Source organism: Bacillus sp. ABA4_010 (assembly GCF_056159105.1).
On sequence record NZ_JBSWUN010000003.1, the window covers coordinates 1357289 to 1369303 of the forward strand.

The window sequence follows — 12015 nt, forward strand, 5'->3', positions numbered from 1 at the left end:
TTAGCTGCCCATTTCGAGGGTGATGTGAACGAAAAACAAAAATGAATGATAAAATCCAGCTTTTATTTTTTGTTATTCTTTAAAATATGTTTCCAATTTGGTGGGAGATTTTTTTCAGTCTTTAAATGGGTAAATCTCATTAGTTTGAATTTACTACTATCAATATAGAATACAAATTCATCAAGCCCTACATCATTATGCGCGCCAACTACTGGGCGTACATGTAGAGTTACTAAAAATTGAAAAGTTCGTCCCTCACCTATTCTTGTTACTTCTCTTACTACAATGTCATAGGGATATACTGTGGGATCAATCGTTAATATATCCTTATAAAACTCTTCGATTTTCAAGTCAATTGTAGGAAGGAGAAGGCTAATAAAGATATCTTGATACAGTTCTTCCTTTGAACCTTTTGGTGGAGAATATGAATTGGCTGGATAAACAGTAGAACAGAGAATAAAGTTAGATAAAACGATTAGAGTCATTAACGCTTTTTTCATTGTGTTCACCTTCATTGGTTTAGTTTCTTTATGGTTTCCAGTATCATAAGATTTCATGAGAGTCGATTTACTATTCATTATCTCGATTGTTTTTATTATGACATTGCTTTCTTTGTGTCAAATTTCCAAAAAAGAAAATTCAACTAACGGGTACGTTAAATAAGAAGCCTAAATGTAGCTGCCCATTTAGGCGGCTTTTTCATTTTGCCGAATGTGTAAATTTGTATAAAAGAAGGGTCATCAGGTAAGAAATGATAAAAAAGACATTCATAAGGTGAAAAAATCATGAACAATTATAGTAACGACAACACAGCAAGAAGATACAAAGCTCACGTCAGTATTCTAGGTACAACCCAAATTCATCTGAGAAACCCGTATATCATTGCTTGGTGGAGTGCTGCTTTTCCTGGATTTGGGCATCTCCTTTTATCCAAATATCTGCGCGGATTTGTTTTATTCATTTGGGAAGTAGTCATTAATATCCAATCAAATGTTAATTTGGCCATGATTTATTCATTTCAAGGAGAGATTGAGAAAACAAAGGAGATTTTAGATACACGGTGGTTATTAATTTATATTCCAGTCTATATATTCGGAATCTGGGATAGTTATCGTACAACTGTAGACTTGAATAAATTTTCTGTTTTAGCAGAACGTGAGGAACACAGGTTCAATTCCTTCAGCATAGGCGCACTTGAAATTAATTACTTAGATAAAAGAGATCCTGTTATGGCTGTCATTTGGTCAATGTTTGTTCCTGGGTTAGGCCAACTCTATATACATAGAATTGTGACAGCATTTTTTGTTATTGTCTGGACGGTTGTCTTCTTTTATTACTCTCATGCTCTCGAAGCTATTTCGCTGTTGTTTTTAGGAGAAACAGAAAAGGCTACGTCTGTTATAGAGCCTGAATGGCTCTTATTTTTTCCTTCTATATATGGTTTTGCAGTTTTCGATTCATATATGAACACGGTTGAAAACAATAAATTATATGACATGGAACAACGAAGTTTCTTTAAGAAAAATCATCAATCTCCATCTTTTAAAGTGTTAAAAGGGACGAAGGTGAAGAAATAAAATGCAGCTGTTTTCAACATTTGAACATACCGCTTTCCTGGAAATGGCCGTTGCCACTCTACAGAAAAAGGGTATAAAAAAAGAAAATATATTTATCCTTCCTCTTGATAATCGTACTGAGGAAAGGAAAGTTTTTGATAATATCCATCGTTCAGACGGTACCTCTCTCATTGATATAGGAGCAGCCCTTGCGACTGCATTTTCGGTTATCGGTGCTAGTATAGGTTTTAAGCTCGCTTGGGGACCGATTTATTGGGGATTAATAGGGGCATTTGTCGGGTTTATAGTTGGCTTGGCCATTCGCCTATTCACAGAGCTAGTTATTAAAAAAAAGCGCAGACTGTTAAAAGGGGCCCATTCTGAAATAATCGTAATTGTCGATTGTGATGATTCCCAAGGAGAGATGGTTGAGAATATTTTATTTAGTCATTATGCCTTAGGAGTAGCAAAAGTAAAATAAGAACGTAACATTCTTACTGAATCCTTTTGCCTTAGCTGCTGAAACGAAACTCTATTATCAAACTTCTTCGAAAACTTTGTCAGCTTCTCTGCCAAAGATAATGTGAGAGGAGCGTTCATCGACGATAATATGAAAATGAAGCAGGAAAGACAACAAAAGGAGGAGTTTGATTGGAACAAGTCATTGCAACTATGAATGAAGTGTTGTGGAGCAAGTGGGTTATTTATATTTTATTAGGGGTAGGTCTTATTTTTTCTATTTTAACCCGTTTTTTACAAGTTCGACTTTTAAAAGATATGATTCAGCTCATGTTTCAAGGAAAAAGCTCGGAAGCGGGCGTTTCTTCTTTCCAGGCGTTATCGATTGCGTTATCGGGGCGTGTTGGAACAGGGAATATTGCCGGGGTGGCAACGGCGATTGCGTTCGGGGGACCGGGGGCCGTTTTTTGGATGTGGATGATTGCCTTCATCGGTGCATCCAGTGCGTTCATTGAATCCACATTGGCGCAAATTTATAAAGTGAAACAAGATGGGCAATACCGCGGTGGCCCTGCTTATTACATCGAAAAAGGAATGGGTTCAAAATGGTTTGCAGCTCTTTTTGCCGTAGCAGCTTTAATTGCGATGAGCATCCTCATGCCTGGGATTCAATCAAATTCCATCGCTTCTGGTATGGAAAATGCGTTCGGAATTGATCCGATGATTACAGGTGCCCTTATTGTTGGTTTGTTAGCATTTATCATTTTTGGCGGAGTCAAACGCATTGCCAGTGTCGCTCAAGTTATTGTTCCTTTTATGGCGCTTGGATATATCCTCGTATCAGTTCTCGTTGTATTAATGAACATTGGAGAGCTTCCTGGCGTACTTGCCCTTATTTTTAAAAGTGCTTTTGCGTTAGACTCAGCATTTGGCGGATTAATCGGGATGGCGATTTCTTGGGGAGTCAAACGCGGCATTTACTCAAATGAAGCAGGGCAAGGAACCGGTCCTCATCCAGCAGCGGCGGCCGAAGTGTCCCACCCGGCGAAACAAGGGTTAGTTCAAGCTTTTTCCGTTTATATTGATACATTGTTTGTATGTTCGGCAACCGCGTTTATGATTTTGTTTACAGGTATGTACAACACACAAGCAACAGACGGTTCGTTCATCGTTCAAAATGTAGAAGGAGTAGAGCCTGGCCCTGGCTATACACAAGCAGCCATTGAAACGGTCATACCAGGTTTTGGAGCAGGTTTTGTCGCTGTCGCGTTGTTTTTCTTCGCCTTTACCACAATCATGGCTTACTATTACATTGCCGAGACAAATATTGCTTATCTAACACAAGGACGAAGCGGGAAAAAAGCGATGTTTGTCGTCAAGCTTGTCTTACTTGGGGCTACATTTTACGGATCAGTTAAAACCGCTTCCTTAGCTTGGGCGTTAGGGGATGTCGGTTTAGGAATTATGGTATGGCTGAATGTTATTGCGATTGTCATTCTCGCCAAGCCAGCATTAGCAACATTAAAAGATTATGAAGATCAGAAAAAACGGGGACTTGATCCTCTATTTGACCCGAAGGCGCTTGGCATTAAAAACGCCGATTTTTGGGAAAGAGACTACGACAAGAAACAACAGGAGCACGTTTCATAAGAAAAGGCCCATCGCGTCAATAAAGGAGCGGTGGGCTTCTTTTGGCTTGGTTTTTTTGCAAACCCTTTCAAAAAAATGTTTGACAATTGAAAATGCTTCTACTATTCTAGTAATAGAAGGAAGGCAACATCTGATTTATACATTCAGATTGTGTAAGCCTTTTATGTTTTATGTTGAAGGAGATTATAGTATCTCTTTTTCATTTTACAAATTTGCATACGTATTCATTTTTGTTTTATCGTTTATGACATGGAAATGTCGTTTTTATTTTCAGATATTTGAATACGTATTCATACATTTATAAGGGGGAATTAATAATGGCTAGATTTTTAAAACAAGGAAAAACAGAAGCAGAAATTGCACAAAATGATGCGCAAGTGTCAGAGGTTGTACGCCAGACAATTGCCCGCATTGAAAAAGAAGGGGATGCGGCAGTAAGAGAACTATCCGAGCAGTTTGACAAATGGGCACCGGAACAATTCCGCCTGACACAAGAGCAAATTGAAGAGATTATCAGCACAGTGCCAGAGCAAACAATTGAAGACATTCAATTTGCTCAAAGCAATGTGAGACGGTTTGCCGAAGAACAGCGCAAATCGATGCAGGACATTGAAGTAGAAACATTGCCAGGAGTGATTCTTGGGCATAAAAATATCCCAGTGAACAGCGTTGGCTGCTATATTCCCGGTGGTCGTTATCCGATGGTCGCATCTGCTCATATGAGTGTTCTTACTGCAAAAGTGGCAGGAGTGAAGCGTGTTATCGCTTGTACACCTCCAATCCGCGGTGAAATTCCAGCAGCGACCGTTGCAGCGATGCACATGGCTGGGGCCGATGAAATTTATATTCTTGGCGGTATTCAAGCAATGGCTGCTATGGCTGTTGGGACGGAAACGATTGAAGCAGTGGATATGCTTGTCGGTCCTGGTAATGCTTATGTAGCAGAAGCGAAACGTCAATTGTACGGTCGTGTCGGAATTGATTTGTTTGCTGGCCCAACGGAAACGTTAGTTGTAGCGGATGAAACAGCAGATGCGGAAATGATTGCAACAGATCTTTTAGGTCAAGGGGAACATGGTCCAACATCACCAGGTGCGTTAATTACAACATCTGAAAAGCTGGCAGAGGAAACATTAGTGGAAATTGAACGCCAGCTGCAAGTGCTTCCAACGGCAGATGTAGCACGTGTATCATGGGAAGATTACGGTACGATTATCCTCGTTGACAGCAAAGAAGAAGCATTGGCCGAAGCAGATAAATTAGCGTACGAACATGTAGAAATTTTAACGGAAGACCCTGATTATTTCTTAAACAACATGACAAACTATGGCTGCTTGTTCCTCGGTCCAGAAACAAACGTAGCGTATGGTGATAAAGTAATTGGAACAAACCACACTCTCCCAACAAAAGGTGCCGCACGTTATACAGGCGGACTTTGGGTTGGAAAGTTCTTGAAAACCGTGACCTACCAAAAGGTGACAGAAGAAGCAAGCGCTTATATCGGTGAATATGCGGCTCGACTTTGCCAGCTTGAAAACTTCGCAGGACATGCGGAACAAGCGCTGCTTCGTGTGCGCCGTTACGGGAAAAAATGATAAAGTCATCGGGGGATGTCTGTCTCCCGATGATTTCAACTTTTCTTTACGGAAAAGAAATGATTTTGTTCCTTCTAATGAAGAGGTTTGCAAATAGTAACCATTAGAAAGAACGTGACAACATGGGAGAAGCAAAGGGGGAAAACGAGTTGATTAGTATGATGGGGCTTATTGGAGGATTAGCACTTCTTATTATTTTAACAATGCGAGGGATGAACTTGCTCATTGTAGCGCCAATTTCCGCATTGTTTGTCGCTGTATTAAACGGGCTACCACTGTTTCCGCAGTTAGCGGCAGAAGGAGAAGCTAATTTTCTAGGAAACTATATGAATGGTTTCGCTGGATTTATTACATCATGGTATTTAATGTTTTTAATCGGCGCAATATTTGGTAAATTAATGGAAGATAGCGGGGCTGCTGATAGTGTATCAAAGTGGATTATCGGAAAAATTGGCATGAAAAATGCCGCTTTAGCGATTGTCATTGCATGCGCCGTATTAACGTACGGCGGGGTGAGTTTGTTTGTCGTCGCTTTCTCTGTCTATCCAATGGCGATTAGCTTGTTTAAAGAGGCGAATTTGCCGAGAAGATTCATTCCAGCAGCACTTGCGTTCGGTTCGACTACTTTCACCATGACATCGGCAGGGTCACCTGAAATTCAAAACTGGATTCCAATTCAGTTTTTAGATACCACACCATATGCAGGCTGGGAAGTGAGCTTGATAGTCGCTGTCTTTATGATGATTTTCGGCTACTGGTGGCTGAAGCGCATGATTATGAAAGCGGTTCAAAGCGGGGAGCATTTTATTGCGAGAGCAGATGATAAAACGACTGTGCGAAAAGATTTGCCTAATCCATACGTCAGTTTAATTCCGTTAGTGGTTGTTTTGATCATTTCGTTTATTTTCCATGATTCCTTGGCGCAATCTGCTTTAATTGTTGCTTTACTTGGAGGGGTTATGGCCACTTACCTTCTTCATCGAAAATATTTTATCAACTTTTGGAATGCGGTATCAGAAGGAACCATCGGAGCGCTCATTGCGATTGCCAATACGTCGGCTGTAGTTGGATTCGGCGGCGTTGCCAAAGCAACACCAGCGTTTGCCCATACGGTCGAAGTGATGACAAGCATTCCAGGGAGTCCGCTCATTGGGAGTGCGGTGGCCGTCTGTGTCATTGCTGGCCTAACAGGGTCTGCTTCTGGCGGTCAATCGATTGCCTTGCCGCTTTTGGCACCACACTATTTAGACATTGGTGTCAACCCGGAATCGCTGCACAGAGTCGTGTCCATTTCTTCCGGTGCACTTGATTCACTCCCACACGGAGGGTATGTAGTGACAACCATTCGTGCCATCGCAGGAGAAACACATCAAGATGCTTATCCAGCGTTCGGTGCGTTAACGGTCGTCGTTCCGCTTTTAGGTGTTGTACTAGCCATTCTATTATTTTCATTAGGACTATAAACGATTTTACGAAGACTGTCTGAAAAGGAGTGGTTTCCTGATTCAGCAGTCTTTTTTTCGATTTGTACCCAATCTATTCAAATTCCGTTCAAAAGAGTAAAATGAAGGAAAACATGTGAATGTGAGGAGGTTCAGTCCGCATTGAAGAAAAAACAAGCAAATGCTACCGAGGTCGCCCGTCTGGCGGGTGTCTCACAATCGACCGTTTCACGCGTGTTCACGCCAGGGGCCAATGTATCAGAAAAAGCACGCCGCCGTGTACTAGAGGCGGCAAAAGAGCTCGGTTATCGCCCGAATGCGCTTGCAAGAGGCTTAATTATGAATAAAACAAACATGATTGGTCTCGTCATGGGCAATATTCACAATCCATTTTATCCGGAAATTTTAGATAAGTTCACGAAAGGACTTGGAGAGAAGGGGTATCATGTTTTATTCGTCCATACGAAAAACGATGAACTTCAGCAAGAGGAGATTTCCCAGTTTCTCGAATATAACGTAGAAGGCGTGATTGTCACAGACGCACTGCTTTCGTCTAACGTCGTTTCCCAGCTGGCGGAAAATGATATTCCAGTTATTTTGTTTAACCGCTACATTCAACATTTTCCGTGCCATGCGGTTTGCTGTGACAATTACAATGCAGGCAAACAAATTGGCGAATATTTATGGGAGCGGGGACATCGGAACGTTGCGTATATTGCAGGACATCGAAATACATCAACGAGCCACGACCGCGAGCGCGGCTTCTGTGAAGCATTGAACCGCTATGGCATCGAGCCGATTGTGGCAGAAGGGCATTATACATATGAAGAAGCGTACAGAGCTGCCCTGCGCTTATTGAAGCACGAGAACAGGCCAGAGGCCCTTTTTTGCGCCAATGATATTATGGCATTAGGAGCGGTGGATGCGGCCAAATCATTAGGAATGTCCATTCCTAATGACATATCAATTATCGGATTTGACGATATTACGATGGCTTCATGGCCTCCATATTCTCTGACAACATGGAAACAGCCCGTCGATGAAATGATTGCCACAACCATTCGCATTTTGCTGAGCGAAATAGAGGAAGCGAATGAAGAACCATTCTCTGTACTCATTCCGGGAACATTAATTGAACGCACGTCTGTCCGTTCTTTCGCAGAGTAACAAAGAGAGCCCTGTCCTTACTGAAAGGGCTCTTTTCATATTTTGTTCAGCTGCTAAAAAGCCCGCGCAACGGGAAGATCAGCATAGTGGTTAATCGTTCATTGAATAAAAAGCCCCGCTGCATCATCCTTTTTATTGCAGAATGAATGTAACGAGGCTTCTCGTCGTATGACCGAAAAAAGAAAGGAAAACTTCTCATTTCGTCTGAATGTGTAAAGGAATGTGGATCACGCGTTTAAATTCAAATCTTTCGTATGGATCGCAATGACTTTTCCGCCGATTTTAATATGGGCAACATTGCCAAAAACGGCAGTGACAAGCCCGTTCAGCGATACTTTCGCGCCAACATTTACGTCTTTTTTGATTGTTTGATTATTTGACATGATCAGCACCATCCCATTCAGTTTTTATTTATTATATCTTTTTTTTCGCTTGATGAGAATCATTATGTTAACTAAATGTGCTGAATTTACAAAGAAAAGGGAACTTTTGGTGAACGATCAAAAACATCTACCTTTATAGCGGAGTGGAAGGCGTTTGAACAGGATATTTCTCCTGTGGCATTTTTGCTTTTGGCAATGAAATCATAAAACAAGTGCCTTCTCCTTTGCGGCTGACAACATGAATAGTTCCTTGCATTGTTTTAATAATTCGATAGCATACCATCATTCCAAGTCCTGTGCCGGATTCTTTAGTGGAATAAAACGGCATCCCTAATCGATTAACCTCTTCTTCGGACATACCGTTTCCATTGTCTTCAATTTCAATGATAATACTCGATTGGGACGAGGATGTGCGAATGTGAATCGTTGGGTTGATGCTTGATGAGGCCGCTTCAATTCCATTTTTCACAATGTTAATCAACACTTGCCTCAATTTTTCACTGTTTCCCTTTATAAACAAGGATTCTTCATCCGCATCGACGGTCATTTTCACATTATGAAAGGAGGAAAACGACGCCATTGTTTCCATTACATAACATACTTCTTTTCGAATCTCGACGACTTTTAATTCATCAGTCGGTTTGGCTAAAGACAAATAATTATTGATGATTGTATCGGTTCGAGTCAGTTCTTCCAACGAAAGGTCGATGTACGTATGTTTTTTCTCTTGACTAAGATCATCTTCTTTTAAAAGTTGTAAAAAGCCTTTAACAGATGTCATCGGATTGCGAATTTCATGTGCGACACTTGCTGCAAGTTGACCGACAATATTCATTTTTTCTGCGCGCTGTACTTCGTAATTCAACCGTTCATTTTCCGAAATCATTTCCTTTAACGAAAGGCTGAGCCAAAGAGCCAGCAAGTTGGCGAAAATATGGAAGAAGCAAAATGAAAGATAATCTGGTGAAGCAAACAGCATACTTCGGCTGAAAAAATCGTTCGTTGCAAAAATAAGGAGCAAATGACTGACGAGCAAGGAGGATGAATAAATCATTTTTCCTTTCAGACTATATGTTTGATAGTTTTTTAGCGTGAATATAAGAAAGAGGATGACGAGTGGGAAAACGATAAATACCGGATACATACCGATACCGCCCATATATAAGCGATAGCTGAATAAAACGAAGGTAACGACTAATCCGGTCGTTTTGCCTCCATACAAAAACGAAAGGAGCCACGGAACGGTTCGTAAGTCAAAATACATGCCGCTTCCTAATGTAATAGGGAACATCATGCAAAGAATAACACTAATACTGTTTGTAATACCGATGTAGATTTTAGAATCGTTTCGTAAAGTGGATAACTTATTTTTAATAACGACAAACAAGAGAGAAGGAACTAAAATAATAAGAATTTGCAGCAATAAGTCTTTCATCATCGTATGCAACCCGACTTTCTTCTGTTTTATATGCTTGCCTTATCATTTTATTTTATCGCATTTTTCCGAAAAATGAAGAGGGGGGCCGGTTCTTTTTTCATCGATCAATATGTAACTTTTTCCTGTTTGTACCGTCCTATCATATGGAGGGGATGTTTATGAAAAAAGTAGGGACAACATTCATAGCGGCAGTCTTGCTGTTTGGAATAACGCCGTCTATATCAGCGGCCATTGACGGAAACTGCCGACATGGTGAGATGACGTGTCTGGAAGTAGGGGTGTCATTAGATGAACAGTTCGAGTTGTTAAAGGCAAAAGGGATTTTTACCGGCCAAAAAGACGGGCAAGCAAACTTCGAGAAAAAGATGACGAAAGCGCAGCTTGCGGTTGTCTTAAATCGGATGTTTTCCTTAACAGATCGCTATGAGTCACGGACGTTTCAAGATACGAGCGGTCATTGGGCAGAAAAAGAAATTGGAGCGGCTGTGCAAGGCGGCTTGATTTCAGTAGCGCAGGACGGATATTTCGAACCGAATGCCTACGTTCCGCTCGAACAAGCAGCCACGGCATTTGTAAAAGCACTTGAACTGGATGAAGGCGCATATGCTTCTATCCCTTCATTACCAGCTTCCGATGAATATAAACCTTATGTGGCGGCAGCCTTGACAGAAGGAATGTTAACGCAAACCGATGACTATCGTACACTAGCCCTACGTTCCGATTTTGTCCAGCTCGCGTACGCTGTTGATCAATGGAAAGAAAGTAAGGGCGAAAAAGGCATCGTGGCTGGTTCCATCGAACGAAAAGCGACGGTAAAGAAGCTGGAAGAAGGTGGCTATGAATTTACTTTCACATTTAAAAACCAGACGGAGAGAGAACAAACCCTTTTCTTCCCAAGCGGTCAACGCCTTGATTTTAATCTGTATGAAGAAGGAAAACACGTCTATTCATATTCTGCTATTCGAATGTTCACGATGGCAACATCAGAAATTCAACTGAAACAAGGAGAAGAGCTTTCATTCACCGAGCAAGTAGCCGATTTACCTAAAGGAACATATACGATGGAGTTTTGGCTAACAGCGAACGGCCATGAAGAGCGCCAAACAATCGTATTTGAGTAAAGAAGGGGATGCATAAAAGAAAAATCATCATTTTTCAACCCATTTAGCCCTACGGAACCGCTTCTTTTTTCGTGCATATACGCTTGAACTCGTCCTTCCACATAAAATAAGGTAGAATGGAAGGACGGATTTTTACCATATCCATGAGAGAAGAGGAATGGAATGCGCATTAATAAATATATAAGTGAAACCGGTTTTTGCTCACGGAGGGAAACGGATCGTCTTATTAAAGGAAAGCGAATTACGATTAATGGACGGATTTGTGAAGAAGGGGATAATGTTCACGCTGGCGACGTCGTACTCATTGACGACAAACCGATTCCGAGTAAAACTGAACCGATTTACATTGCCTTGAATAAACCGATCGGCATTACATGTACGGCGGGAAAGCATATAGAAGGAAATATTATGGACTTTATCAATTATCCACACCGCATCTTCCCAGTCGGACGACTCGATAAAGCATCAGAAGGGCTCATTTTATTGACGAATGACGGAGACATCGTCAATAAAATTTTGCGCTCAGAACACGAACATGAAAAGGAATACATCGTAACCGTCAACAAGCCGTTGACAGACGAGTTTTTAAAAGGAATGGCCGGAGGGGTGGACATTTTAGTTGGGAAAACGAAGCCGTGCGAAGTAGTTCAAATCGAGGATGATGTGTTTCGAATTATCTTAACGCAAGGGCTGAATCGCCAAATTCGCCGAATGTGCCGCTTTTTCGGCTATACCGTTACAAAGCTTGAGCGTGTCCGCATCATGAATATTGAACTTGCTGAACTAGAAACAGGGCAATGGCGTGACTTGACAGATGAAGAACGGGAAACATTGCTTTCCTCCTTATAATAAAGAAAACCTCCATCCGTGTAGAGGTACGGTGACAAAAGGCTCTGCTGCTGAAACGACAAGCTTCAGCGGCAGAGCCTTTATTGTCCCATAAGAGAATGGTTAGACGCCTGTACGTTTGCGCTGATTGTTGCGCTTTTTCGTTTGTTGGCTTTTCATGCTTCCAGCTGTTTTCACAGGACCTTGACCTGCTTTTCCCGTCGCTTTGTTTTGTTTTTTACTTGCGAGTTTCTGTTTAATCGCTTCTTCTAAGCTAACTTTCTTTTTTTCGGGAGCTGCTTGCTCTTTATTTAAATCAGACATTATATGAGTCTCCTTTTCCATGACACGTTTTCATGATACTTGTGTATTGCTT

Annotated in this window: 12 protein-coding genes; 8 read left to right on the forward strand and 4 right to left on the reverse strand. The window is 41.3% G+C overall.

Annotated elements, in window-relative coordinates:
- Nucleotides 1–62: 62 nt before the first annotated feature.
- Nucleotides 63–500 (reverse strand): DUF3888 domain-containing protein, encoded by a 438-nt coding sequence (locus ACXAEO_RS07850; RefSeq protein WP_474879913.1) that lies wholly within the window; start codon nucleotides 498–500, stop codon nucleotides 63–65.
- Between the two features lie 285 nt (nucleotides 501–785).
- Between ACXAEO_RS07850 and ACXAEO_RS07855 the strand changes: the two genes are divergently transcribed.
- The 6 genes from ACXAEO_RS07855 (at nucleotide 786) to ACXAEO_RS07880 (ending at nucleotide 7869) form a co-directional block, all read left to right on the forward strand.
- Complete coding sequence (locus tag ACXAEO_RS07855; protein ID WP_474879914.1) at nucleotides 786–1577, forward strand: hypothetical protein; 792 nt, start codon at nucleotides 786–788, stop codon at nucleotides 1575–1577.
- 1 nt (nucleotide 1578) lies between these two features.
- Nucleotides 1579–2037 (forward strand): hypothetical protein, encoded by a 459-nt coding sequence (locus tag ACXAEO_RS07860; RefSeq protein WP_474879915.1) that lies wholly within the window; start codon nucleotides 1579–1581, stop codon nucleotides 2035–2037.
- A 191-nt stretch (nucleotides 2038–2228) separates the two neighbouring features.
- Nucleotides 2229–3665: an alanine/glycine:cation symporter family protein gene (locus ACXAEO_RS07865; protein ID WP_474884038.1), complete on the forward strand. Its 1437-nt coding sequence runs from the start codon at nucleotides 2229–2231 to the stop codon at nucleotides 3663–3665.
- 317 nt (nucleotides 3666–3982) lie between these two features.
- Complete coding sequence (hisD, locus tag ACXAEO_RS07870) at nucleotides 3983–5260, forward strand: histidinol dehydrogenase (RefSeq protein ID WP_474879916.1); 1278 nt, start codon at nucleotides 3983–3985, stop codon at nucleotides 5258–5260.
- Between the two features lie 149 nt (nucleotides 5261–5409).
- Entirely contained in the window at nucleotides 5410–6723 is a 1314-nt protein-coding gene (locus tag ACXAEO_RS07875) for a GntP family permease (protein ID WP_474879917.1), read from the forward strand.
- A gap of 141 nt (nucleotides 6724–6864) precedes the next feature.
- Complete coding sequence (locus tag ACXAEO_RS07880; protein ID WP_474879918.1) at nucleotides 6865–7869, forward strand: LacI family DNA-binding transcriptional regulator; 1005 nt, start codon at nucleotides 6865–6867, stop codon at nucleotides 7867–7869.
- Nucleotides 7870–8096: 227 nt separating this feature from the next.
- On the opposite strand, the gene ACXAEO_RS07885 is transcribed toward ACXAEO_RS07880, so the two are convergent.
- A complete protein-coding gene (locus ACXAEO_RS07885) occupies nucleotides 8097–8252 on the reverse strand; it encodes a hypothetical protein (RefSeq protein ID WP_474879919.1) in 156 nt (51 codons plus the stop codon).
- 133 nt (nucleotides 8253–8385) lie between these two features.
- Nucleotides 8386–9690: an ATP-binding protein gene (locus ACXAEO_RS07890; protein ID WP_474879920.1), complete on the reverse strand. Its 1305-nt coding sequence runs from the start codon at nucleotides 9688–9690 to the stop codon at nucleotides 8386–8388.
- A gap of 158 nt (nucleotides 9691–9848) precedes the next feature.
- Here ACXAEO_RS07890 and ACXAEO_RS07895 point away from each other — a divergent pair, with 158 nt between their 5' ends.
- Both ACXAEO_RS07895 and ACXAEO_RS07900 read left to right on the forward strand, forming a co-directional pair.
- Nucleotides 9849–10811 (forward strand): BsuPI-related putative proteinase inhibitor, encoded by a 963-nt coding sequence (locus ACXAEO_RS07895; RefSeq protein WP_474879921.1) that lies wholly within the window; start codon nucleotides 9849–9851, stop codon nucleotides 10809–10811.
- Between the two features lie 162 nt (nucleotides 10812–10973).
- Nucleotides 10974–11660 carry a pseudouridine synthase gene (locus ACXAEO_RS07900; protein ID WP_474879922.1) on the forward strand — a complete coding sequence of 229 codons (687 nt, stop codon included), beginning with the start codon at nucleotides 10974–10976 and terminating at the stop codon, nucleotides 11658–11660.
- A 102-nt stretch (nucleotides 11661–11762) separates the two neighbouring features.
- Here ACXAEO_RS07900 and ACXAEO_RS07905 read toward each other — a convergent pair whose 3' ends face one another.
- Entirely contained in the window at nucleotides 11763–11963 is a 201-nt protein-coding gene (locus tag ACXAEO_RS07905; protein ID WP_474879923.1) for a hypothetical protein, read from the reverse strand.
- Nucleotides 11964–12015 lie beyond the last annotated feature (52 nt).

Excerpts from the sequence above, each read along its gene's own strand:
- ACXAEO_RS07850 (WP_474879913.1), bottom strand. The coding sequence starts at position 500 with ATGAAAAAAGCGTTAATGACTCTAATCGTTTTATCTAACTTTATTCTC.
- ACXAEO_RS07855 (WP_474879914.1), top strand. The coding sequence starts at position 786 with ATGAACAATTATAGTAACGACAACACAGCAAGAAGATACAAAGCTCAC.
- ACXAEO_RS07860 (WP_474879915.1), top strand. The coding sequence starts at position 1,579 with ATGCAGCTGTTTTCAACATTTGAACATACCGCTTTCCTGGAAATGGCC.
- ACXAEO_RS07865 (WP_474884038.1), top strand. The coding sequence starts at position 2,229 with ATGAATGAAGTGTTGTGGAGCAAGTGGGTTATTTATATTTTATTAGGG.
- hisD (WP_474879916.1), top strand. The coding sequence starts at position 3,983 with ATGGCTAGATTTTTAAAACAAGGAAAAACAGAAGCAGAAATTGCACAA.
- ACXAEO_RS07885 (WP_474879919.1), bottom strand. The coding sequence starts at position 8,252 with ATGTCAAATAATCAAACAATCAAAAAAGACGTAAATGTTGGCGCGAAA.
- ACXAEO_RS07890 (WP_474879920.1), bottom strand. The coding sequence starts at position 9,690 with ATGATGAAAGACTTATTGCTGCAAATTCTTATTATTTTAGTTCCTTCT.
- ACXAEO_RS07895 (WP_474879921.1), top strand. The coding sequence starts at position 9,849 with ATGAAAAAAGTAGGGACAACATTCATAGCGGCAGTCTTGCTGTTTGGA.
- ACXAEO_RS07900 (WP_474879922.1), top strand. The coding sequence starts at position 10,974 with ATGCGCATTAATAAATATATAAGTGAAACCGGTTTTTGCTCACGGAGG.
- ACXAEO_RS07905 (WP_474879923.1), bottom strand. The coding sequence starts at position 11,963 with ATGTCTGATTTAAATAAAGAGCAAGCAGCTCCCGAAAAAAAGAAAGTT.